Source organism: Rahnella victoriana, from assembly GCF_021276285.1.
Classification (GTDB): domain Bacteria; phylum Pseudomonadota; class Gammaproteobacteria; order Enterobacterales; family Enterobacteriaceae; genus Rahnella; species Rahnella victoriana.
Map to the genome: position 1 here is coordinate 979,599 of NZ_CP089919.1, position 23,356 is coordinate 1,002,954.

20 protein-coding genes are annotated in these 23,356 nt (G+C 53.2%); 2 read left to right on the forward strand and 18 right to left on the reverse strand.

What is annotated here, in order from left to right; genetic code table 11:
• Positions 1-264: 264 nt before the first annotated feature.
• From nadR to serB, 3 genes are all read right to left on the reverse strand, one after another.
• On the reverse strand, positions 265-1,524 hold the full coding sequence (gene nadR / locus J9880_RS04575; protein WP_095924577.1) for a multifunctional transcriptional regulator/nicotinamide-nucleotide adenylyltransferase/ribosylnicotinamide kinase NadR: 1,260 nt from the start codon (positions 1,522-1,524) through the stop codon (positions 265-267).
• Between the two features lie 72 nt (positions 1,525-1,596).
• Complete coding sequence (gene radA / locus J9880_RS04580) at positions 1,597-2,979, reverse strand: DNA repair protein RadA (protein WP_112289023.1); 1,383 nt, start codon at positions 2,977-2,979, stop codon at positions 1,597-1,599.
• Positions 2,980-3,008: 29 nt separating this feature from the next.
• Entirely contained in the window at positions 3,009-3,977 is a 969-nt protein-coding gene (serB, locus tag J9880_RS04585; protein WP_095925273.1) for a phosphoserine phosphatase, read from the reverse strand.
• 246 nt (positions 3,978-4,223) lie between these two features.
• Between serB and J9880_RS04590 the strand changes: the two genes are divergently transcribed.
• Complete coding sequence (locus tag J9880_RS04590) at positions 4,224-5,012, forward strand: YtjB family periplasmic protein (protein WP_095924575.1); 789 nt, start codon at positions 4,224-4,226, stop codon at positions 5,010-5,012.
• 89 nt (positions 5,013-5,101) lie between these two features.
• Here the strand turns inward: J9880_RS04590 and deoD are convergent, their stop codons facing one another.
• The 14 genes from deoD to J9880_RS04665 form a co-directional block, all read right to left on the reverse strand.
• Positions 5,102-5,821, reverse strand: a complete 720-nt coding sequence (gene deoD / locus J9880_RS04595) for a purine-nucleoside phosphorylase (RefSeq protein WP_013577098.1) — start codon at positions 5,819-5,821, stop codon at positions 5,102-5,104.
• A gap of 83 nt (positions 5,822-5,904) precedes the next feature.
• Positions 5,905-7,128: a phosphopentomutase gene (deoB, locus tag J9880_RS04600; protein ID WP_232770138.1), complete on the reverse strand. Its 1,224-nt coding sequence runs from the start codon at positions 7,126-7,128 to the stop codon at positions 5,905-5,907.
• An 88-nt stretch (positions 7,129-7,216) separates the two neighbouring features.
• On the reverse strand, positions 7,217-8,545 hold the full coding sequence (gene deoA / locus J9880_RS04605; RefSeq protein WP_232770139.1) for a thymidine phosphorylase: 1,329 nt from the start codon (positions 8,543-8,545) through the stop codon (positions 7,217-7,219).
• A gap of 88 nt (positions 8,546-8,633) precedes the next feature.
• The gene (deoC, locus tag J9880_RS04610) at positions 8,634-9,413 is read right to left on the reverse strand and encodes a deoxyribose-phosphate aldolase (RefSeq protein WP_095924572.1); all 780 of its coding nucleotides are present in this window, start codon (positions 9,411-9,413) and stop codon (positions 8,634-8,636) included.
• Positions 9,414-9,959: 546 nt separating this feature from the next.
• Positions 9,960-10,745, reverse strand: a complete 786-nt coding sequence (locus tag J9880_RS04615; protein WP_095924571.1) for a TatD family hydrolase — start codon at positions 10,743-10,745, stop codon at positions 9,960-9,962.
• The gene (locus J9880_RS04620) at positions 10,742-11,974 is read right to left on the reverse strand and encodes a patatin-like phospholipase family protein (RefSeq protein WP_232770140.1); all 1,233 of its coding nucleotides are present in this window, start codon (positions 11,972-11,974) and stop codon (positions 10,742-10,744) included. Before J9880_RS04620 ends, J9880_RS04615 begins: the two co-directional genes overlap by 4 nt.
• A 228-nt stretch (positions 11,975-12,202) precedes the next feature.
• A complete protein-coding gene (locus tag J9880_RS04625) occupies positions 12,203-12,364 on the reverse strand; it encodes a DUF1328 domain-containing protein (protein ID WP_013577105.1) in 162 nt (53 codons plus the stop codon).
• Positions 12,365-12,674: 310 nt separating this feature from the next.
• Positions 12,675-13,265 carry a molecular chaperone OsmY gene (gene osmY, locus J9880_RS04630; protein WP_095924569.1) on the reverse strand — a complete coding sequence of 197 codons (591 nt, stop codon included), beginning with the start codon at positions 13,263-13,265 and terminating at the stop codon, positions 12,675-12,677.
• A gap of 435 nt (positions 13,266-13,700) precedes the next feature.
• Positions 13,701-16,256 carry a PKD domain-containing protein gene (locus tag J9880_RS25065; RefSeq protein WP_133823209.1) on the reverse strand — a complete coding sequence of 852 codons (2,556 nt, stop codon included), beginning with the start codon at positions 16,254-16,256 and terminating at the stop codon, positions 13,701-13,703.
• A 414-nt stretch (positions 16,257-16,670) separates the two neighbouring features.
• Positions 16,671-18,260, reverse strand: coding sequence for a peptide chain release factor 3 (prfC, locus tag J9880_RS04645; protein ID WP_095924567.1), 1,590 nt, complete (start codon positions 18,258-18,260; stop codon positions 16,671-16,673).
• A 161-nt stretch (positions 18,261-18,421) separates the two neighbouring features.
• Positions 18,422-19,681 carry a type II toxin-antitoxin system HipA family toxin gene (locus tag J9880_RS04650; RefSeq protein ID WP_232770141.1) on the reverse strand — a complete coding sequence of 420 codons (1,260 nt, stop codon included), beginning with the start codon at positions 19,679-19,681 and terminating at the stop codon, positions 18,422-18,424.
• Positions 19,682-19,683: 2 nt separating this feature from the next.
• On the reverse strand, positions 19,684-20,007 hold the full coding sequence (locus tag J9880_RS04655; RefSeq protein ID WP_095924565.1) for a helix-turn-helix domain-containing protein: 324 nt from the start codon (positions 20,005-20,007) through the stop codon (positions 19,684-19,686).
• A 231-nt stretch (positions 20,008-20,238) separates the two neighbouring features.
• The gene (rimI, locus tag J9880_RS04660) at positions 20,239-20,682 is read right to left on the reverse strand and encodes a ribosomal protein S18-alanine N-acetyltransferase (protein ID WP_095924564.1); all 444 of its coding nucleotides are present in this window, start codon (positions 20,680-20,682) and stop codon (positions 20,239-20,241) included.
• Complete coding sequence (locus tag J9880_RS04665; RefSeq protein WP_131693391.1) at positions 20,651-21,064, reverse strand: DNA polymerase III subunit psi; 414 nt, start codon at positions 21,062-21,064, stop codon at positions 20,651-20,653. The genes rimI and J9880_RS04665 overlap by 32 nt, the downstream gene beginning before the upstream one ends.
• 139 nt (positions 21,065-21,203) lie before the next feature.
• Between J9880_RS04665 and rsmC the strand changes: the two genes are divergently transcribed.
• Positions 21,204-22,250: a 16S rRNA (guanine(1207)-N(2))-methyltransferase RsmC gene (rsmC, locus tag J9880_RS04670; protein WP_095924562.1), complete on the forward strand. Its 1,047-nt coding sequence runs from the start codon at positions 21,204-21,206 to the stop codon at positions 22,248-22,250.
• Between the two features lie 15 nt (positions 22,251-22,265).
• Here the strand turns inward: rsmC and J9880_RS04675 are convergent, their stop codons facing one another.
• The gene (locus J9880_RS04675; RefSeq protein WP_232770142.1) at positions 22,266-23,258 is read right to left on the reverse strand and encodes an aldo/keto reductase; all 993 of its coding nucleotides are present in this window, start codon (positions 23,256-23,258) and stop codon (positions 22,266-22,268) included.
• Between the last annotated feature and the right edge of the window lie 98 nt (positions 23,259-23,356).

Sequence of the window (23,356 nt, forward strand, 5' to 3'; positions counted from 1 at the left end):
ATTTTTATTTCACGTCAGGGATTTACACATAAAATGCGCAATAAAATCTCTCAAAAAAGGCACTCGCGCCAATCCCATGAATAAAAAGGGGATTTTATTTTACAGCGTTACAAACTGAATTAATAAAATCACGGGGGAAGATAATCAGATGAATTTATTAATAATTATGAGAAATGAATGACAAATAAAGTATTCATAATATGAATGAAAATAAAAAAGCGCGTATTCCGCAGAACACACGCTTTTATTATTGCGGTTTTTTAATCAGCGCACCGGCGGACCATTCAGCCGGCTGGTATCCGCCGCCAGCATGTTTTGTACCAGCTCCACGCATTCCAGAAAACGCTGATCGTAATCCGATGACTCCACGTGAACATATTCCACGTTGTTCTGTTTCAGCATCCCGATAAGCAGATTCTGGAATGACATCCGGTCAGAGGTACTGCCCAGACTGCGCAAGCCGTCAGCAACCCACGGCGTATTGTTTTCCAGCAGGATCACCAGATCGAAGCGGTATTCATCCATCAGCGCCTGCACAAACGGATGCTCACGCCCTTCATACTTTTTACAGAAGGCCTGCGTGGTCAGAAAATCGGTATCAATAAACGCCACTTTGTTGGCATATTTCACCGCAAAATCAATGTACTGCGCCTGACCGAGCGCGATTTTATCGTAGTCGGAATATTGCAGCGCCATCTCGTCACCGCCAAGGTGCGAGAAGACATAATCGCGGCCATATTCCCAGGCGCTGGTGGTGTTGAAGATGTTGGCTAACTTATTGACCAGCGTGGATTTTCCACTGGACTCACCGCCCAGAATCGCCACGGTACGCACGAAAAACGGTTTGACCTCGGTCGGAATGTAATCCCAGTAGCGGAACGGATCCTGACGGATCTGGCGGCCACTGATATTCATGAACGACCGTTTCGGGTCGATCAGCACCGTTTCAATGCCGAGATGTTCGCGGTACTGCGGCGCATCGGCCTCTTCGCTGGAATAAATGGTATTCGGCTCGATGCCCTTCTGGCTCATGAACTCTTTAATGCCACGGCCCCAGACATCCCAGCCGTGCGGATACGGCTCCATCCCTTCTTCGTTAAAGGCATGAATGCGGATGTTTTTCTGGTATTTGAAGGTTTGTAATAACCAGCGCAGACGGTCACTGACGGTCGGCTGCTGGGACATCGAGCTGTTCTCAAACAACTCGCGGTCGCGCGGCTCGTCATAGCCCATGATGATATGCAGCTCATCCACCTGGCTACAGGCGCGCTGGATCAGATAAATATGGCCGGTGTGCAGCGGATAAAACTTGCCGAACACCACGCCGATATTCTTTTCGCGACGGGGAAACTCAAGATCAAGGAAGCGGTGCAACGCCTCCAGCTTTTGGGCGCTGGGGCTTTTTATCTTTGCATTCAACAACTGGCTGAGATAACCCTTGGTCATCCCGCTGGCTTCGGCCACCTGTTGCAGCGTGCGTCCCTGTTGTTTAATCGCGGTTTTTAGATAGTCGAACTGTGACATGCCTTGTCCTCAGGTTTTCTGTACTAAACAAAAAATAGCACAAAGGCACTGAGCAGCGACAGCGGTTAACCGTTACAAATCGTCGAGGATCGCCAGCGCATCGGCCAGTTTTTTCACGCCAAACACCTGCATACCGGCGGGCACTTTTTTCGGCACGTTAGCATGAGGAACAATCGCGCGTTTAAAGCCGTGTTTTGCGGCTTCGGTAATACGCTCCTGTCCGCTCGGCACCGGACGGATTTCACCGGCCAGCCCGACCTCGCCGAAGACCACCAGATCCTGCGGAAGCGGACGGTCACGCAGGCTCGATACCAGCGACAGCAGCAGCGCCAGATCGGCACTGGTTTCCGTCACCTTCACGCCGCCCACCACGTTGACGAACACATCCTGATCGGCCATCTGCAACCCCCCGTGGCGGTGCAATACGGCCAGCAGGATCGCCAGACGGTTCTGTTCAAGACCCACCGCCACACGACGCGGATTGCCCATCATTGACTGATCGACCAGCGCCTGCACCTCAACCAGCAGCGGACGCGTCCCTTCCCACAGCACCATCACCGAACTGCCGGAGGTAATTTCATCGCCACGGCTGAGGAAAATCGCTGACGGGTTGCTGACTTCTCGCAGCCCTTGCTCGGTCATGGCAAATACGCCCAGCTCATTCACCGCACCAAAACGGTTTTTATGGCTGCGCAGTGTGCGGAAACGCGAGTCCGCATCGCCGTCGAGCAGCACAGAGCAGTCGATACAGTGTTCAAGCACTTTCGGACCGGCCAGCGAACCGTCTTTGGTCACATGCCCTACCATCACAATTGCCACGCCGCGCGTTTTAGCGAAACGGGTAAGATAGGCCGCGGTTTCACGCACCTGTGCCACCGTACCCGGTGACGACTGGATATCCGCCATGTGCATCACCTGGATGGAGTCGATCACCATCAGCTTCGGCTGTTCTTTATCGGCAATGTCACAAATCTGTTCGATACTGGTTTCCGACAGCATGTTCATGTTGGCCGTCGGCAACCCCAGGCGGTGCGCGCGCATCGCCACCTGTTGCAGTGATTCTTCACCGGTGACGTACAAGGTTTTCATGTTCTCGCTGAGATGACACAGGATTTGCAGCAGCAGCGTACTTTTCCCCGCGCCGGGGTTACCGCCGATCAGGATCGCACTGCCCGGCACCACGCCACCGCCTAATACGCGGTCGAATTCTTTAAAACCGGTGCTGAAACGCGGCAGTTCATCGAGGCTGATGTCAGAAAGTTTCTGCACACGGCTGACGCCCGCATCACCGGCATAACCGGTCAGACGTTCGTTACGCGCCACGGTCGGCGAAGCGGCCAAACGGATTTCAGTAATGCTGTTCCAGGCCTGACAGGCACTGCACTGCCCTTGCCAGCGCGGATAATCTGCGCCACATTCATTACACACAAATGCACGTTTTGCTGCTTTTGCCACAACTTACCTCGATGATATTCAGAAGAAATTTATAATGCCTGGCTACCGCTGAGAATACACAGCACGCCGAGTAGATCAGCATGGCGGATACAAATGGAAGCCTGCTCATAGACTTTTGGCTTGGCGTGATAAGCGATACCCATGCCTGCCACCGCCATCATTTTGAGGTCATTGGCACCATCGCCGATAGCCACGGTCTGTTCGTGGGAAATCCCCAGTTTTTCCGCCAGTTTCAGCAGGGTATCAGCTTTATATTGTGCATCCACAATCGGCCCGATCACCCGGCCGGTCAGTTTACCGTCACGGATTTCCAGCTCATTCGCGGCCACATCCACCAGATTCAGCTGGTCACGCAAATATTCGGCGTAATAGGTGAAACCGCCGGACGCAATGGCCACGTGCCAGCCTGCTTCCTGCAAACGCTGAACCATCACGGTCAGCCCCGGCATCAGCGGCAGGGTTTCACGCACCTGCTGCAGAATGCTGGCATCCGCGTCTTTCAGGGTGGCGACGCGCTGACGCAGGCTGGCGGAGAAATCCAGCTCACCACGCATGGCGCGTTCCGTGACTTCCGCCACCTGCTCACCGACGCCGGCCAGTTTGGCAATTTCGTCGATGCATTCAATCTCAATCGCGGTAGAATCCATGTCCATCACCAGCAGACCCGGTGCGCGCAGATACGGCACTTTGCCCAGCTGAGCGACATCAAATTCAAAGGATTCGGCGAGAAGCTGCGCATCAGCAGTGAGTGAACCGGCCAGACGCACCACCTGATAACCTTCGACGGCCCAGGCACTGACAATTACCAGAGCGCGGCCTAAGCGGCGCTGGAACAGCGTAATGCTCGTTTTATCAAGTTTTCTGCCATACAAGAGCCAGCCGGTGTGTCCTGCCCGGTAATCCAGCGGCATGACTTCGTCACCGCTCAATGAAAGGGGAAGTCCCGGCCATTGATGGATCTCCGCAGGAAGATCGCAATAGGTCAGACTGTTTGGCATGATGGCTCCTGTAGGGCGTTATGGCATTAGAAAAACAAATATCACTATTTACCCAAAATCATTCGAGTTGCATCAAGGCGGCAACTGAATGAATCTCCGGGAGCTGACACAGGTCAGTGACCGGAGTGAATGAAGGCAGCCAACGCAGAGGCAGCTTGAAGGATGCAGGGTAAAATGAGGCATCAAGCTACCTTATCGTGGCGTCTTCTGGCAACATAAAGTCATCGAAAAACGCAAGGAAACAGAATGGCTAAGGCCAAACTTAAATTTCGCCTGCATCGTGCCGCTATCGTACTGATAAGTCTGGCATTATTAGTCATCCTGATGCAAGGCGCATCCTATTTCAGTCTCGGACATCAGCTGGCACGTTCAACGCAGGTGGAACAGCTTGCCCAGACGCTCGCCAGACAGGTGGCGTTTTCCCTCGCGCCGCTGATGGACAGCGACAATGATGGCGCTGATATCGCACAAATTTCCACTATTTTGAGTCAGCTTACCGATGGCAGTCGCATTCTCGACGCCAGCGTTTACCAGTCTGACGGCTCTCTGGTCGCGCACGCGGGCGAACAGGTGCCGGTGCGGGATCGTCTCTCGCTGGATGGTAAACGGGCGGGCAGCTACTTCAATCATCAGATTGTGGTGCCGATCGAAGATAAAAACGGCCCGAGCGGATTTTTACGTATCACGCTGGACACGCACGTGCTGGCGACAGAATCCAAGCAGGTGGATAACACCACCAATCTGCTGCGTCTGATGATGCTCGCCGCGCTGGGCGTCGGTATTATTCTGGCCCGCACGCTGTTGCAAGGCCGCCGTTCCCGCTGGCAGCAGTCGCCGTTCCTGCTGACCGCCAGCAAGCCGGTAAAAGAAGATGATGAGCAGGAAGAGGAACCGGATGAGTTCGGCCCGCCGCCGGTGCTGAACATCCCGGAACCGGAATCCGACGTGGTGCCTGCCAAACCTGCGACTGAAGCACAAACCAAAGAAGCGGCACAGGCCGCTTACCGCAGCCTGAAACGCAGCCGGCCGAAGTGATTCAGGAAAACAGCTTAATCAACCTGGCTATGCATAGCAAAACGGGCACCCATCGGTGCCCGTTTTAGTCTCTGCAATATCTGCAGAATTTATTCTTTATCGCCCAGCAGAACGGATTCCAGCGCGATTTCAATCATGTCGTTGAAGGTCGTCTGACGTTCAGCGGCAGTGGTTTGCTCATGCGTACGGATATGGTCGGAAACGGTACAGATGGTAAGTGCTTTTGCACCGAATTCTGCAGCCACGCCGTAAATACCGGCGGCTTCCATTTCCACACCCAGAATGCCGTATTTTTCCATCACGTCGAACATCTGTGGATCTGGCGTGTAGAACAGGTCAGCGGAGAAGATGTTGCCTACGCGCGCGTTGATGCCTTTGGCTTTCGCCGCGTCAGCCGCGTTGCGCACCATGTCGTAATCAGCGATAGCCGCGTAATCGTGGTCTTTGAAACGCATGCGGTTCACTTTGGAATCGGTGCAGGCACCCATGCCGATCACGATGTCGCGCAGTTTGATGTCTGCACGCACTGCGCCGCAAGAACCGACACGGATGATTTTCTTCACGCCGAATTCAGTGATCAGTTCTTTGGCATAAATGGAGCAGGAAGGAATGCCCATGCCGTGACCCATCACAGAAATTTTACGGCCTTTGTAGGTGCCGGTGAAACCCAACATGCCACGCACGTCGTTCACCTGCTTTACATCCTGAAGGAACGTTTCTGCGATGTGCTTGGCGCGCAGCGGATCGCCCGGCATCAGCACGACGTCAGCGAAGTCGCCCATTTCAGCATTAATGTGTGGAGTTGCCATCTTCTTATTCCTTAATCAGCGAGGTGTCATATTCATTATAAAAAACGCGGCCAGTATAAGAGACTGGCCGCGTAAGAAAAGTATCAGAGCATGGATTTGCCGTAATCCATCGGTGTCAGATCGAAGTATTTGGCGACGGTCTGTCCGATGTCCGCGAAGGTTTCGCGGTGGCCTAATGAACCCGGTTTGACTTTCGGGCCATAGATTAAGACCGGGATGTGCTCACGGGTATGATCCGTGCCACGCCAGGTCGGGTCACAACCGTGGTCAGCGGTGAAGATAATGATGTCGTCTTCTTTCACCAGCTCCAGCAGTTCCGGCATACGGCGGTCGAACAGTTCCAGCGCCGCAGCGTAGCCCGGCACATCACGGCGGTGGCCGTAAGAGGAGTCGAAATCAACAAAGTTGGTGAAGACGATGGTCTTGTCACCGGCTTCTTTCATCTCTTTGATGGTCGCGTCAAACAACGCATCCAGACCGGTGGCCTTCACTTTTTTAGTGATACCGACCTGCGCGTAGATATCGGCGATTTTACCAACAGACACCACGTGGCCGTTTTTCTCATCAACCAGCTTTTTCAGGATGGTCGGAGCCGGTGGCTCCACCGCTAAATCGTGACGGTTACCGGTACGTTCGAAGTGACCGGCTTTGTCGCCGATGAACGGACGGGCAATCACGCGGCCAATGTTGTAGCCGCCTTCGGTCAGTTCTTCACGGGCGATTTCGCACAGTTCATACAGGCGATCCAGCCCGAAGGTTTCTTCATGGCAGGCAATCTGGAAGACCGAGTCGGCAGAAGTGTAGAAGATCGGCTTGCCGGTTTTCATGTGCTCTTCGCCCAGATCATCCAGCACTACGGTACCGGAAGAGTGACAGTTGCCGAGATAACCCGGCAGATTGGCGCGCTCTACCAGTTTATCGAGCAGCTCCTGCGGGAAGCTGTTGGTGGTCTCGCTGAAGTAACCCCAGTCAAACAGCACAGGCACACCGGCGATTTCCCAGTGGCCTGACGGCGTGTCTTTACCGGAAGACAGTTCACTGGCGTACGCATAGGCACCGGTAATTTCGGCATTACCGTCCATGCCGTCAGGAATTTTACCGGTGGATTCTTCAGCGGCTTTCGCCAGCCCCAGACGGGTCAGGTTAGGCAGATTCAGAGGGCCCTGACGGCCTTTGTCCGCATCGCCACGCGCACAGGCAGCCGCGATATGACCCAGAGTGTCAGAACCGGCATCGCCGAAGCGCTCGGCATCTTCACTGGCACCGATACCGAATGAGTCTAACACCATGATAAATGTACGTTTCATTTTGCTCTCCTGCGAATGGTTACGCATTGGGTCACGCGGAACTGCCGCGCACCTGATCAATCTTAAATGGGGGCGATGTGGCCTGAAATCAAGCGTTACCACCGATCCGGCGGTACACCACCGGTGTGCTTTCCGGCGCGTTATCACTTAGAATAATGGCCGCACGCACTTCCTGCGCTGCCTGCTGCCAGGCCGCTTCACTGTTGGCGTGGATCATCGCCAGTGGCTGTCGGGTATCGACCTGCTGGCCCAGCTGCGCCATATGGGTCAGACCGACGCTGTAGTCGATGGCATCGCTGGCGCGGCGACGTCCGCCTCCCAGTGACACCACGGCCATGCCCAGCGCGCGGGTATCCATCGCGCTGACAATCCCGTTGCCTTCGGCATATACCGGTTTGCTCAGCGTCGCCCGTTGCAGGTAATTGTCGTAATTCTCGATGAAATCGGTCGGGCCTTTCTGCGCGGCAATCATGCGGCCAAACACTTCTGCGGCCCTGCCGTTATCCAGCACGGCCTGCAATTTGCTGCGGGCTTCTGCGTCATCTTTTGCCAGCCCACCTGACAGCAGCATTTCCACGCACAGCGCCATGGTGACTTCCAGCAGACGCGGATTGCGGTATTCGCCGGTCAGGAAGCGCACCGCTTCGCGCACTTCTACCGCATTACCGGCGCTGGATGCCAGCACCTGATTCATGTCGGTCAGCAGCGCCGTAGTTTTGCACCCCGCGCCGTTCGCCACATCAACAATCGCCTGCGCCAGATCTTCTGACAGCTGGTAGGTCGGCATAAACGCACCGGAACCCACTTTGACGTCCATCACCAGCGCATCCAGCCCTTCGGCCAGTTTTTTGGCGAGGATCGACGCCGTGATCAGCGGAATAGAATCGACAGTTGCGGTGATATCGCGGGTGGCATAGAAGCGTTTATCCGCCGGTGCCAGCGAGCTGGTCTGGCCGATAATCGCCACGCCGACATCCTGAATGATGCTGCGGAAACGGCTGTCATCCGGGAAAATGTCAAAACCCGGAATGGCTTCGAGTTTATCCAGCGTGCCGCCGGTATGACCGAGGCCACGGCCGGAAATCATCGGCACATAACCACCGCAGGCCGCCACCATCGGCCCCAGCATCAGGGACGTCACGTCACCCACGCCGCCGGTCGAATGTTTGTCGACAATCGGACCGTTCAGGTTGAGGCTTTTCCAGTCCAGGACGGTACCGGAATCACGCATTGCCATGGTCAGCGACACGCGCTCATTCATGGTCATGTCGTTGAAATAGATAGTCATTGCCAGCGCGGCAATTTGTCCTTCTGACACCTGACTGTCACGAATGCCGTTGATAAAAAAACGAATCTCTTCGTCGCTTAAAGGCTGACCGTCACGTTTTTTACGAATAATTTCTTGTGCGAGAAACAAGGTATCCCCCTGCCTGAGCTGGATGCTAAATGTGGACGCGAATACCGGACGCCATAACGCAGCGCCGGTATCCGTATAACAACCGTGATTAGTAGCTGCTGGTGGCTTTCTGGCCAGCGTGACCCAGAGTGGTCAGCAGGCTTGCCAGCAGGCTGGAGGCGCCGAAACGGAAGTGACGTGCGTCAGCCCATTCACGGCCCAGCAGGCGGTCAGCCAGCGCCAGATATTGCGCGGCATCTTCAGCGGTTTTTACGCCACCGGCCGGTTTGAAACCGACGGTTTTGCCCACGCCCATCTCAGCAATCACGCTCATCATCAGCTCTGCGCTGTGCAGCGTGGCGTTTTCAGGCACTTTGCCGGTAGAGGTTTTGATGAAATCAGCGCCAGCTTTAATGGCGATTTCGGAGGCTTTACGGATCAGCGCATCCTGTTTCAGCTCACCGGTTTCGATGATCACTTTCAGCAGGACATTGGCAGCGGCACAGGCTTCTTTGCACTGTTTCACCATTTCAAAACCAATCTGCTCGTTACCGGCGATCAATGCGCGGTACGGGAAGACCACGTCCACTTCATCGGCACCGTAGGCGATCGCCGCGCGGGTTTCTGCCAGCGCGATCTCAAGATCGTCATTCCCGTGCGGGAAGTTGGTCACGGTCGCAATGCGGATGTCCGGCGTGCCTTGCTCGCGCAGGGTTTTGCGGGCAACAGGAATAAAACGAGGATAAATACAGACAGCAGCGGTGTTACCTGCCGGGCTTTTCGCCTGGTGACAAAGCGCGATCACTTTTGCATCGGTGTCGTCTTCGTTCAGGGTGGTTAAATCCATCAGGTTCAGCGCACGTTGCGCTGCGGCGGTTAAATCGGTCATATAACTCTCCAACAATTTTCAATTCCAGCGACCGGCCGGAACTGAGCATACAGTCATGAATTCGTTGCGGCGTGAGACGCCGGCAGGGGAATTCTGCACGTTGGCGAGCGGACTTGGTTCCTTGAAGATAGCGTGCGTAAGCGGCGTGTCATGGCTTACGTGGCAACTGAGATCCTTCTCACCGCGCTTTGACTGGCACAAGCCAGTTCGTTGTGACTATTTGAACACGTCACATCAGGTTCCTGTGTGCAGTATTTCACACAAAATGAAAACCGTTTGCAACGTTGCTTGGTGAAATGAGATCTGAATCACATTTCACTGCCGTTATGCTCAGTATTCGACCTTTATATGAGTGTATACCCGAATCATGACAAACGGAGTCCGGGCGGCCACACGGCGATCACCGAACGGCGATCTTACGAGCAATGTTATAATAATAACATTTTAAAGAGAACAGAAATCGCCACCCGCCAGACGGTCTGCTAATAAAGGCATGAAAGATAAAAATAAATGTTATTTAAATCACAAAACCGACTATCTGGGGAGTTAACGGACAGGAAGATCAAATACGCGGCGGGTATTATCGAGCAAGGCAGCGGCAATCTGTTCCGGCGTTTCGCTGCGCAGGCTGCACAGAACCTCGAACACGCAGGCCGCACGCTCCGGGCGATTCGGCTGCCCCTGAAAGCCCTGCAACGGCATGTCCGGTGCATCGGTTTCCAGCAGTAAAGAAGAAAGTGGAAGTTCAGCCATCACATGACGGGTTTTCTGCGCGCGCTCATAGCTGATGGTGCCGCCCACACCAATCGCGAAGCCCAGTTTGATAAACGCCTGCGCCTGCGAAAGACTGCCCGCAAAGCCGTGTACCACACCGGTCGCCGGTAATTTTGCCTGACGCAACATGGCCGCCAGCTGATCGTGACTGCGGCGGGAATGCAGGATCACCGGCAGCGCCTCACGCTTTGCCAGCGCGAACTGCGCTTTCAGCAGCCGCTGTTGCTGCTCAAACTGTGGCTCTTCCATGTACAAATCCAGCCCGATTTCTCCGACCGCGATCAGGTTCCGGCTCCGCTGGCTGAGCAGCGAATCCAGTAACTCCAGACAACTGTCTTTGTGCTCTGCAATATAAAGAGGATGTAAGCCCAGCGCAGCGTGCAATGGCGGGAAGGTTTCTGCCAGCGAGAGAATGCCCTGAAAACGATCGGACGTGACCGCCGGAACAATAATCTGCCGCACGCCCGCCCCGGCGGCGAGACGCAGGCTTTCGGTTTCCGCACCGGTAAAGGGCGGAAAATCGAAATGACAGTGCGTATCGACGAAGGTATGACTCACAGCTTTTCGCCCTCGCTGGACGGATAATTTTCTGATGGCGCCGCGCTTTCCGGCGGTGGCATATCAGACGCCGCGCGTTTCGGCTGCGGGTCATGAACCACGCTGTCTTTAAATGCCGCCGGACGCACCACGCCGCCGTCGGCCACCATATCCGTCAGCACGGCAGGATCGAGAATAATTTGCTCCGCCGTACTGACCGATGCCGCCAGCGGGATCACATTTTCCGGCTCGTCCTGCGGCACGATAATCCGTTTCGGACGGCGGGTGACCCGTGGCTCGATGTGCGGATAAGGGCGCTCATTTTCACGCGGCAACAGCCAGTGTGACGCGGCAGACAGGAAATACCGCCCGCAACGGCGGCCAAGATGATAATCCTGATTCAGGGCAGGCAGACGGCTGCCGAGCGCGTGACTGGCCAGCGGTTTCGGCGGGAAGATCTCAAAAATGCGCACGTCGTCTGGCGGATTCTCAATAAATTGCTGAATACGGTGATAGCTTTCTTCGTGGTGCTGCATCATGCGCACCAGTTGTTGCAGACTGCTTTCGCTCAGCCATTGCTCCATACGTTTCATCCACTGCGGCGTATAGAACATCGCCGACGGCACGGTGCGGATCACCACAATGGTATCCGCGCCACGGCGATAGGCTTCCTCGACCGGGATCGCGTCACTGATCCCGCCGTCCTGATAGCTGACGCCATCGAGATCCACGCCGAGACGATAAAATCCCGGAATGGCGCTGGAAGCTTTGATCACCGGCAGCCAGTTTTCCCGCGTCGGGGAAAAATAGTTGGCGGCGTAATCGTCACTGCGGCAGGCACACATCAGGAATTCACGGCCATCAATCAGCAGCTTTTCGGCGGTATCCATCGCCAGCGGCATGTTTTTGGCGGTTTCTTCAACCAGCCAGTCGAGATCGATAAGGTGTCCGCCGCGCACAAAGCGCAGAGGATTAAAAAAGTCGGGGCTGGTGGTGTAACGGGTGATCACCCTTCTGGCGTAGCCGGGCTGCCCGCACACGAAGGCGGACAGATTTTGCGCGCCCGCCGAGGTCCCCAGATATAAATCAAAGGGATTGAAACGCGCGCGCTGAAATTCATCCAGCACACCTGCCGTAAAAATGCCTCTCTGCCCGCCGCCTTCGCATACCAGGGCGATCTTTCCCGGCGTATAGGGTTTGTACGCCAGCGGCGCGATATTGCCCAGCGTGACAGGTATTCGGTATCCCAACGCACTTTCCTCACAAAGTCGGCATGACAAAAATGGCCTTATTCAGTTGGCCTTCATTTCTGAGCATACCTCGTCTTACCGGCTTGGGTGAATTTCTTGCCAAAATCGGGCGATAAAATCGTTACGTCCTGTTAACGGGATGCGTGCCACAGGCACAAAAAAATCGCCCCCTTCAGTGAAGGGGGCGATGTCATTATTTACTGCAGTCTGGCATCACAGGTTAATGCGTCAGAGTCGTTTACGACCGGTAAACAGGCTGACCAGGAACAGGATGATACCCACTACGAATACGATTTTTGCAGCCCAGGCAGCTGTACCCGCCAAACCACCGAAACCAAGAGCCGCCGCGATCAACGCGATGATTAGAAAGATAATGCCCCAACGAAACATAAGCTTCTCCTTTACCCTATTTTCACTTTGCCAGTTTAAAAGGTGGTGCCCCGCTTCGGGCCTGATTCATTCTCAACAGAGGCCTGATGACACTTTATTAACCGGCAGTACGCCGGGAACTAAAAAACAGCCTACTTAATAAAGGTAGTCGAAAAATGAAAGTGTTAGAGCTTCCGTCACGATATTTTTCGAACTTCAGGCAAATGTTGTCTGTCCCAAACAGAGAGCGGGCAACACAAATATTTTTATGCATTATTCAAAAGATGTGGCGCCCTGCCCGTGGGAGGGCGCCGGGTCGTTCAACGAGCCGTTACGGTGCGACTTTCAGGTCGTTTTTAACGCTTTTCACGCCATCAACGGTTTTCGCTACGCTTTCGGCACGATCAGACTGTGCCTGATCTTTCACTGCGCCGGAGAGCTGTACCACACCGTCAGTGGTTTCCACTTTCACGTTACGTGAAGGGACGATGTCATCCGCCAGCAGTTTCGCTTTTACAGACGCGGTGGTCGCGCTGTCACCGGCGTAGCCTTTGACGCTCTGATCCTTGCTGTCTTTGGTGTGCAGTTTGTCACTGACAGATTTCACACCTTCAACTTTGGTGGCTGCGGCAACAGCCTGTTCGGCTTCAGCCTGCGAACCGACAAAACCGCTCAGCGTAACAATGCCGGCATTGGTCGTGACAGAAATGTCGCTGCTTTTGATGGCTTTATCGTCCACCAAAGCACTTTTCACTTTTGCTGTGATGGCGCTGTCGCCCATGTAGTTATCAACTTTCTTCATGGAACTATCGATTTTTGCACCTGCGCTATCCGTTGTGCTGGCTGCTAATGCACTACCGCTCATCAGCGCGGTACCCAGAACAACGGCCATCATGGAATAGGCAAATTTAGAGTTTTTCATCGATTTCTTCCTTTCAGTTTATGAGCCTGAATTGCGGCCCTGTACGTCACATTCTTGGTGACGCCTTCTAACAAATTGTATTGCTGCTGTTTTTACTTCCGTTGTAGCAGAGTGCGTTGTTTTCTTCTGGCTTTTAATTGCCACACGATATAACTCTCTGCATGGTGACTTCAAAGCAGTGCTTTAAGCCACCGTTTCCGGAACACACATTTAATATAGTCAAGATTGATCAAAAGTGTAGGAAGATCGTCGAATAGGAACCCTAATGCAGACAAGTCCGAAGGTTTCCCCCTAAATCTGCACAAAATATCGGCATAGTGATAAGAAATATCTGGAGACTGACACACGTCAGATAAAAAAATGGCTCCTGTAAAAGGAGCCATTTGACATTATTGCGTCAGAAATTTGCTTTAAAAATCAGACTTTGTTTTCAGGTTACTGCTTATCCCACGCATCCTGCCAGTTAGTCCCGGTCGCTGGCGCATAAGCCCAGGAAGCCTGACCACACCAGCCAGAGTATGGGAACGGTTTGCACTGATAGATGCTGCCATCGCTGCCCAGGACTTTGGTACCCGCAACATATTTCTCACTGCTTTGCGGATAAACATAGTCGTAACCAGTGGCCGCCGCTTTGGCTTTCACCAGAATGGTGGTGGTCGCGGTATCCGTTAAACCGGTGTTATCGGTGACGGTTACGTCAACAGTGAAGCGTGTATCTGCGGTCACTTGCGGAGCCGTGATCACTTCCGTGTTGGATGCTGCACCCTGAACCGGTGCGACAGGCAGCCCGGCCGGGTTCGCCCACTGATAATGCAGATCCGCAGCCAGCGTATCCGGATCGGTCACTTTGGCAGTCAGTGTCAGCGATTCGCCCGCATTCACGGTATAAGACGGCTCGATGGAGATGGACGGTGCAACTGGTTTGGACGCATCAATCACATTCACGCTGGTTTGTGCTGTGGTGCTGCCTTCGCTGTCGCTCACGGTCAGCGAGAAGGTGTAAACCGCATTGGTCACAGGCTGCGCTACGCTGAAGGTCGCTTTCGCAGAGTTGCTGTTTTGCAGTGTCACTGCCGGGCCGGAAATCTGCTTCCACTGATACGTCAGGCTGTCGCCTTCTTTATCGGTGCTGGCAGAGCCGTCCAAAGTGATCACACCGGTGCCGTTAACCTGTTGTGCCATACCCGCATTCGCAACCGGCGGAGTATTGGTGGCAACCGGTGCCGCTGAACCGCTGGTGATTGGCGCAAAGATCTGGCTGTAAGCATAGAGCGGCGCCTGTTCAGGGGTCATGCCGCTGTGTTCAGCGGAGACTTGTCCGGACACACCCGGCTGATCGCGGGCCATAGACCAGGCACCGATCATACCCAGGCCATAATCTTTCGCCTGCTGGTAAACCAGACGGGCATCAGAGAGATAGAACACCTCGCCCTGTACGTCGTTATAGCCAATCATCGGGGTCGTCCCCAGCATGGCGTAAACCTGTGCCGCGCTCTTCTCAGGGTATAAACCTTTCACCTGAGCAAACAGATTGTCGATGGCGGAAGTCGCACATTTACCGTGGATGTTCTGGCCTTCGGTATTGGCGGACTGGCACTGAACGTTGCCGTAGTCCATCGCCATCACGTTGACGCCGGTCAGCACCACGCCCTGATCTTTGGCATCCTGCAATACTTCCATGCCTTCATGGGTCAGGCCGGTTGGCAGAACAGGCAGGGTATACCAGACACCGATGTGACGGCCTTCCGCTGCCCAGCGATCCTGCACGACTTTGACCGCGGCATTACGGCGCTGGATGGATTCTTTATCCGCCAGCCAGTTGCCTTCGATATCAAAATCAAGCACCTGCAGGTTCAGGTTTTCGACGATGTCATAATAATGCTGTGCCAGATCATTCACGTTATGGCAGGCCGCAGCCAGCGGTGCGTTGTTGGCGCCGCCGATGGAAACCATGATGTCGCCGCCCGCTTCACGCAATGCTTTGATTTTGCTGTACTGTGCGTAGTTGGTCACGCTGTAAGCGGTGCCCCATGTTGGCACACAGGTGTTAGCATCTTTAGCGACCATAAAGGCCATGGTGAAATGGTTAACGTTCTGGTTTTTCGCCAGACCCACCAGATCAGGCTGCATGTTTAAGGTGAAATCGACATAAGGCGCATAGAACTGTTTTGGCCATGGATTCTTCGGAGTACCCACACGTTCTTTGGTACCGCTCCAGTCCATATAAACAGCCCACGGTGTCACATCATCAGGTTTCACTTTCTGAACCATTACAGAAGACTGATAATTCTTACCGTTATATTTCACTAATGAATTAGCTGGATACAATGTATTGAGATCTAATGCCGGAGCATGATCAATTTGATCCTGAGAATAAGATTGCACCGGACCTAATGGTTTCCACGGGTGACCATTATTGCCTTCAGGATTCTGATTTTCCGCCAGTGAAGGGTCATTATTAATGGTATAGAACAGCGCTTCGTACATAACGCCATTTTTCTGGACTTTATCACCCTGATTATATGTGGTGCTGCTGCTCCAGACCGGCGGCGGCGCATAAACGACCCACGGGTTATTTTCTGCAGGGGCGAAACTGTGTGCAGGGGTGGCTTTGGCGGTTTTGTAGGTCATTCCATTCGCCAGAACAATATCACCGGCTAAATAATCACGGCTACTGTCGTAATCGACATAATGGTTCTGAGTGCCATCACCGGCGATTTCACAAACGGTCGGATTGCCATATTGGCTCATTTCCGTCGCTGAGGCGTCGCGCACTTTACGCCACGGATTGGCACCCTGATCTTGTTCAGCCGTGCCCGGGCAATTGGTCGCACCGACCCACCAGGCGTTGGAGTAAACACTGCCGTCGAAGATGACTTCATAGGTGTCGCCGCCTTCCTGTCCGTTCCACGCTTCCAGCGCAAACGCGCTGGCCGAGGCCATCGTCAGACCGGCAACACACAACATCTGTGTGATTTTATTCATTTTCATAACTTACATTCCTTATATATATATCATTGCCACGGCGGGATATTCATAGAATACATATATGTTTCACGAGAAAACCTATTTGAAACTATGGTGGATTAAGACTATTTTTTATTAATTCATAAATACAAAGCATGACTTCATTGCGATGTATATTGAATAAATATGAAGTGATTTGTGGCCCGCGTATAATGACATAGGTTTTAAGAAACAAGCCAACCTAAAAATAACGAACAGCACTAATAAATACAATTAAGTATATTTAATAAGCTGAGCGTATTTCCATCAAAAAATACATACAAAGAAGTAATGAAACAGAAGGCCTGATACGCTATTTAATATATATTTATTTAATAGCTTATTAAGCGGCAATAAAAAAGGCGACAGTCATGTCGCCTTTTTTGAAACGGGAACCGATTAATGCTCGCGGGTTTTGCGGAATTTCACTTCCGGATAACGCTCTGAAGCCAGATTCAGGTTCACCATAGTTGGCGCGATGTACGCCAGGTTATCGCCGCCATCCAGCGCGAGGTTGGTTTCGTTTTTGCGTTTGAATTCTTCGAATTTCTTCACGTCGCTGCATTCTACCCAGCGCGCCGTCGAGACATTCACGGATTCGTAAATCGCTTCCACGTTGTATTCGCTTTTCAGACGTGCCACAACCACTTCAAACTGCAGCACACCGACCGCACCGACGATTAAATCGTTGTTAGAGATCGGACGGAACACCTGCACCGCGCCCTCTTCAGAAAGCTGTACCAGACCTTTCAGCAACTGTTTCTGTTTCAGCGGGTCACGCAGACGAATACGACGGAACAGTTCAGGGGCGAAGTTAGGGATGCCGGTGAACTTCATGTTTTCACCCTGAGTAAAGGTGTCGCCAATCTGGATCGTTCCGTGGTTATGCAGACCAATGATGTCGCCCGGGTACGCTTCTTCAACGTGCGAACGGTCACCGGCCATAAAGGTCAGCGCGTCGGAAATGACAACGTCTTTACCGGTACGCACCTGACGCAGCTTCATGCCTTTTTCATATTTACCGGACACCACGCGCATAAATGCCACGCGGTCACGGTGTTTCGGATCCATATTGGCCTGAATTTTGAACACGAAACCGGTGAATTTCTCGTCATCGGCTTTCACTTCGCGCACGTCAGTTTTACGCGGCATCGGCGCAGGCGCCCATTCCACCAGACCATCCAGCATATGATCGACACCAAAGTTACCGAGTGCCGTACCGAAGAACACCGGTGTCAGTTCGCCCTGCAGGAAAGCTTCGTGATCAAATTCATGGGATGCGCCCTGTACCAGTTCCAGCTCATCACGCAGCTGCGCAGCCAGATCGTCACCCACCGCCGCATCCAGTTCAGGATTATCCAGACCTTTAACGACACGCACTTCCTGAATCGTGTGACCTTTACCGGTCTGATACAGATACACTTCGTCTTTATAGAGGTGATATACCCCTTTGAACAATTTACCGCAGCCGATCGGCCAGGTAATCGGCGAACAGGCGATTTTCAGCTCGCGTTCTACCTCGTCCATCACTTCCATCGGATCGCGGATGTCACGGTCAAGTTTGTTCATGAACGTCAGGATCGGCGTATCGCGCAGACGGGTGACTTCCATCAGCTTACGGGTACGATCTTCCACGCCTTTTGCGGCGTCGATCACCATCAGACAGCAGTCGACGGCGGTCAGGGTACGATAGGTATCTTCGGAGAAGTCTTCGTGCCCCGGGGTGTCGAGCAGGTTGACCAGACACTGTTTGTACGGGAACTGCATCACAGACGTGGTGATGGAGATACCACGTTGTTTTTCCATTTCCATCCAGTCAGATTTGGCGTGATGGCTGGAGCCACGGCCTTTTACGGTACCGGCGGTCTGAATGGCCTGTCCGAATAACAGGACTTTTTCTGTGATCGTGGTTTTACCGGCATCGGGGTGCGAGATGATGGCAAATGTGCGGCGCTTGGCCACTTCAAGGGCGTATTCACTTGGAGACATGTTTTTCACGTTTCTGCGGTTGGTCCGCCCTGCATCGGTATTCACATCACGTCAGAAGGTGACGTCAGGCAAAGCGGTAATAAAAGTTATAGCCGGCTATTTTCACTGATTTAGACGGGATGGGCAATCAATGGTTTTTTTGTGCTCTGTTCAGGAAAATCTCAAAGCCTGAAGTCGGTGGGCAACGAGGCCCAGTGTTCTCGCAGAACTATTTTATGTTCTTCAAGCATCGGCAGCTCTGTAAGCAAATCTGGCCAGCGTTCACGTGCAATTTCAATGGCTTCATTAAGATGCACTTCAACGGCAGACCACGGTACACCAATTCTTTCAGCCCAGCGCTCGAAGGTCTGCATATTAATCACACCCCATCGTTTTTCTTTTGCCATATTCAAAGCCACACCATCTTCCCTCTTAACATAGGTTTTGGTAGAAACAATGTCATAGGCTGGTGAAAGGACAGCGTCCACTCGATTGGGGTAGATCACCGTCCAGTTTTTTAGATGGGCATCCCCATTCGCCACTAAAATGTTCGCCAGCATCCGGCGCGCCATTTGCTGAATATCGATGATTCCTCCCGCGCCCACTCTGTAAAGAGCACGACCAATATCGTCGTAGCTATAGCCCTTATATTTATTCCGCGCATAAACCTGAAAAATCTGTGCAAAATCCTCGGTATGCACACGCCCTTCGTCCGTGCGGTCAAAGCGACGAATCGCGTAAGCATAAGGCTCATCAGGTAAAGGGATATCAGGTAAATTGACCAGATTTCGAAGCTCAACAAGCTTAATCTCAGGGATGTTGACACCGATTACCTGCGCTAATTTCATCGCACTAAATTCATTCTCAGGCACTGCACGATGTGCCGTTGACGGAGTTTTGATAATCCAACTGTCTCCCCCGACATCCGTACTCACGTTGAAACGGTCATCTTGTCGTAAGGCAGAGAACTTCATCTGGACACCTGCCAGAGAAAATTTGTCTGCGCTATGCGAAACATCAATTTGAACGGCTTCAAGTTTGTCGCCACGAGAAGTCAGCGCCCAGTCAGGTATTTCGCCCCCCTTAAGTGGCACGGCGGTTATCCCACCTGGCAGGTTGTTACCGGCATAGGCCAGTAATGGGAACTCATCGTCATGATGGACTTTTAGCGTCACCGCCATCCATTCCCGCAATGCGCCTTCTGACAACAAATTTGAAAGAACGGGGGGAAGCTTGTGAAAACTGATAAGCGGCTTATTGAGATATTCTGCCCCCACTTTTTGCGTCAATGTAAACACGGGACGCTGACTGACGGGCAGTTCGAGATACTCCGGGGCAAAAGACAGTATATTGCGGCTGCCTGCATAATGCGCTAAAACCCCTACACGCTGCTCATCAAGATACAGTGCCAAGGCCTCGACTGACTCCACCCGCTTTTCCATGTTTACTCCTTTAGATCCCGTAAGATGTCATCCCAGTCATTGTTAAGACTCTCTGATTCCCGTTCAGATGGGCGATGACAACTGCTGACTGTCGAATCAAGCAGCTCTTTAATCTCTTGTACACGCTGACGCGGCACCAGCATGAGCTCCAGTTCCATGCCTTCCAGGAGCCTGAGTAATGTTGAAAGACGGGGATCCGCGCCCGCTTCAATCTTCTGATATTGCTGCTGAGTCATACCCGTTCTCATACGCATATCTTGTTGGCTCAGCCCCAGCTGCAGGCGTTTTTGTTTTAATAAGGCAGGCAATTCTTTGAGAGTTCTCATTTGCTATCTCCTGACAGACCACTTACAACACACTAGCTATTTTCAGGTTCACCCAACAACATATTAATTGTAATAATGCGATTTTACATCTAATTTGCTGTAAATAACGCTGATTACAACGCTTTAACTGTAAATAAAAACAATTACACCTTTTTAATTGTAATCAGGCTGGAATACAACTCATTGGATGTAAAAAATATCAATTACAGTAAATGAGATGTTGTTACAGTATCAGCCCAGCGGCAGCGCCATCATGATGGCATCTTCGCGGCCTTGTGCGGCGGGATAGTAATTGCGGCGGATGGAGAGTTCGTTAAAGCCGAGGCTTTCATAGAGCGCGATGGCTTTGGCGTTGGAGGCGCGGACTTCCAGCCATAAGGTGAAAACATCTTTTTGCTCAAGCTGTTGTATCACCTCTTCCAGCAATATGCGGCCTAAGCCCTGACGCTGAAACGCCGGATCGATAGCAATGTTGAACAGTGTGGCTTCGTCGAGCACGATTTGGGTAATGGCAAAACCGGCCATCACTTCGCCTTGCATGATTTTGAGATTCAGATAGCGCTCGCCCTGATTGCTGGCCAGCGTGTTTTCAGTCCACGGAAAGGCATGGCTGGCCTGTTCAATCACGAAGGCACGGGGGAGATCAGCGGGCGTCAGGATAGAAATGTTGTTCATTTTCACAGATCTGCTGCCAGAGCGCGCGTTTGGCGCCGGCGTCTTGATAAAGTTCGGCCAACGCCGGACTGGATAACTGCGGGCCGGTCAGGGTAAGCGGTTCGCCCTGCCCGAGTCGCCATATATTGCAGCGGGTTTCTTCGGGCAACATCGTCACCTGTTCAGGTGTCAGGCGGTAAACCTGAGATCCGGTTAACGCCAGACTGCGCAGGACATCATTCACCAGCGGATCATCTTCAGCAGGCGGCACATCGGCCACAATCAGCAGTCTGGTGTCTGCGGGCAGGCTGACCGCCACTTCGCCCTGTAATACCGCAGGCCGGCGCAGCGTCCACTGAGTAATCCCCAGTTGCTGTAACAATGTATCTCGTCTGGATGCCATGCCTGTTTCCTGCCCGTTGAAATGCGAAAAGCCCGGCTATGCTAGCAAACACATCGGATATGCGCCAATAAAGCTCGATTACTCAATCAGGGGCGAAGAGTATATAATCGCGGGCCAAACCCTGAGGAGCCTTATCCTGATGTCTGCATTAACTCCGGCCAGCGAAGTCATACTGCGCCATAGCGAAGAATTTGAAGGCCGCCGCGTCCTGTTCGCCGGTGACTTACAAGACAGCCTGCCCGCTGAAATCGACGCCGAAGAAGTCCGCGTCCACACCAATATGTATCACCACTGGCAAATGCTCAGCAAACCGCTGGGTGAGCACGTTCAGTTTGGTTTAGTGGCGGATGCTGAATTCATCGCCCCGTGTGATGTGCTGGTTTATTACTGGCCGAAGAGCAAACTGGAAGCGAAATTCCAGCTTTTTAACCTGCTGTCCCAACTGCCGGTCGGCATCGATGTGTTTGTCATTGGTGAAAACCGCAGTGGTGTGCGCAGTGCGGAAACCACGCTGGAAGGTCTGTGTGAACTGAGCAAAGTCGACAGCGCGCGTCGTTGCGGTTTGTATCATGGCCGTCTGGAAAAACAGCCTGAATTTGATGCTGATGGCTGGTGGGATCAATACATGGTCGAAGAAGTGACCATCAAAACCCTGCCGGGCGTGTTCAGCCGTGAAGGTCTGGACAGCGGAAGCCTGTTGCTGATCAACAGCTTCGAAGAACCGGTGAAAGGCAAAGTGCTGGATGTCGCCTGCGGTTCCGGCGTGCTGGCCTCTGTGCTGGCGATGTATTCGCCGAAGATGAAAATCACCCTGAGCGATGTGAGCGCAGCTGCTATCGAAGCCAGCCGCGCGACACTGGCCGCGAACGACCTGCCGGGCGAAGTGATCGCCAGCAACGTCTATTCTGACATTGCCGGTCGTTTCGATATGATCATCTCCAACCCGCCATTCCACGAAGGGCTGCAAACCAGCCTGACGGCGGCGGAGCAACTGATCCGCGGTGCGGTAAGCCATCTGAACATTGGCGGCGAACTGCGTATTGTGGCGAACGCCTTCCTGCCGTACGCCGCTCTGCTCGATGAGACCTTTGGCAGCCATGAAGTGCTGGCACAAAATGGCCGTTTCAAGGTGTACAAAGCCGTACGCGGACGTCCGCCACGGGATCTGAAAAAGAAAAAACGTTAATCCGTTTTACCCTGTTCAGACACTGAGGATACGCATCATTTCTGCGTTGTAGCGATCCCCTGCTGCCACGCGGAAAGGAAAGACTGCTTCGATCGCCGCGATTTCGGCTTCACTCAGGGAGACATCAAGCGCGGCGATGTTTTCCTCAAGATAATGACGACGTTTGGTGCCAGGGATCGGCACCATGTTGTCACCGCGCGATAAAACCCAGGCCAGCGCAAGCTGCGACGGTTTCACGCCTTTCTCCTGCGCCAGTTCTCCGATTTTTTCCGCCAGTTGCAGATTCTTCGCGAAATTTTCACCCTGAAAACGCGGGCTGTCGCGACGGTAATCGTCGGCATCAAGATCATCCACTGAGCGGATTTGCCCGGTCAGAAAACCGCGACCCAGCGGGCTGTATGGCACAAAACCAATCCCCAGACGTTCGCAGGCCGGTAAAATATCCGCTTCCACATCCCGCGACCAGAGCGAATATTCGGTTTGCAGCGCCGTAACCGGATGCACGTTATGCGCCCGCTCCAGAATGCTCACCGGCACTTCACTCAGCCCGATATAACGGATCTTGCCTTCACGCACCAGATCCGCAAGCGCACCCATGGTCTCCTCGACCGGCACGGTCGGATCCGGACGGTGCTGATAATAGAGATCGATAACGTCGGTGCCCAGACGCTTCAGGCTGCCTTCTACGGATTGACGCACATAATCAGGATGACCGTTGGTGCCGCGCGCCTGCGGATTTGCCGGATCCCGCACGATACCGAATTTAGTGGCTAAAAAGACCTGATTGCGGCGTTCTTTGAGAAAGCGCCCGAGCAACTCTTCGTTGGTATGCGGCCCGTAGACGTCGGCGGTATCCAGCAGGGTGACGCCCAGTTCCAGCGCACGTTCCAGCGTCGCCAGTGACTCTTTTTCATCAAGACCGGTGGTGTAGAAATCGCTCATGCCCATGCAACCCAGTCCAAGCGCAGAGACCCACGGACCGTTTTTACCCAGCTGACGTTGTTTCATGTTTTTTCCTTAAGACTCAGTGAGGGAGAAGTAACGTGATGAAGTCTGGTTGTTATGCAGGGAAAGATAAATCAGTGAAAACGTGCAACACTGTTCAG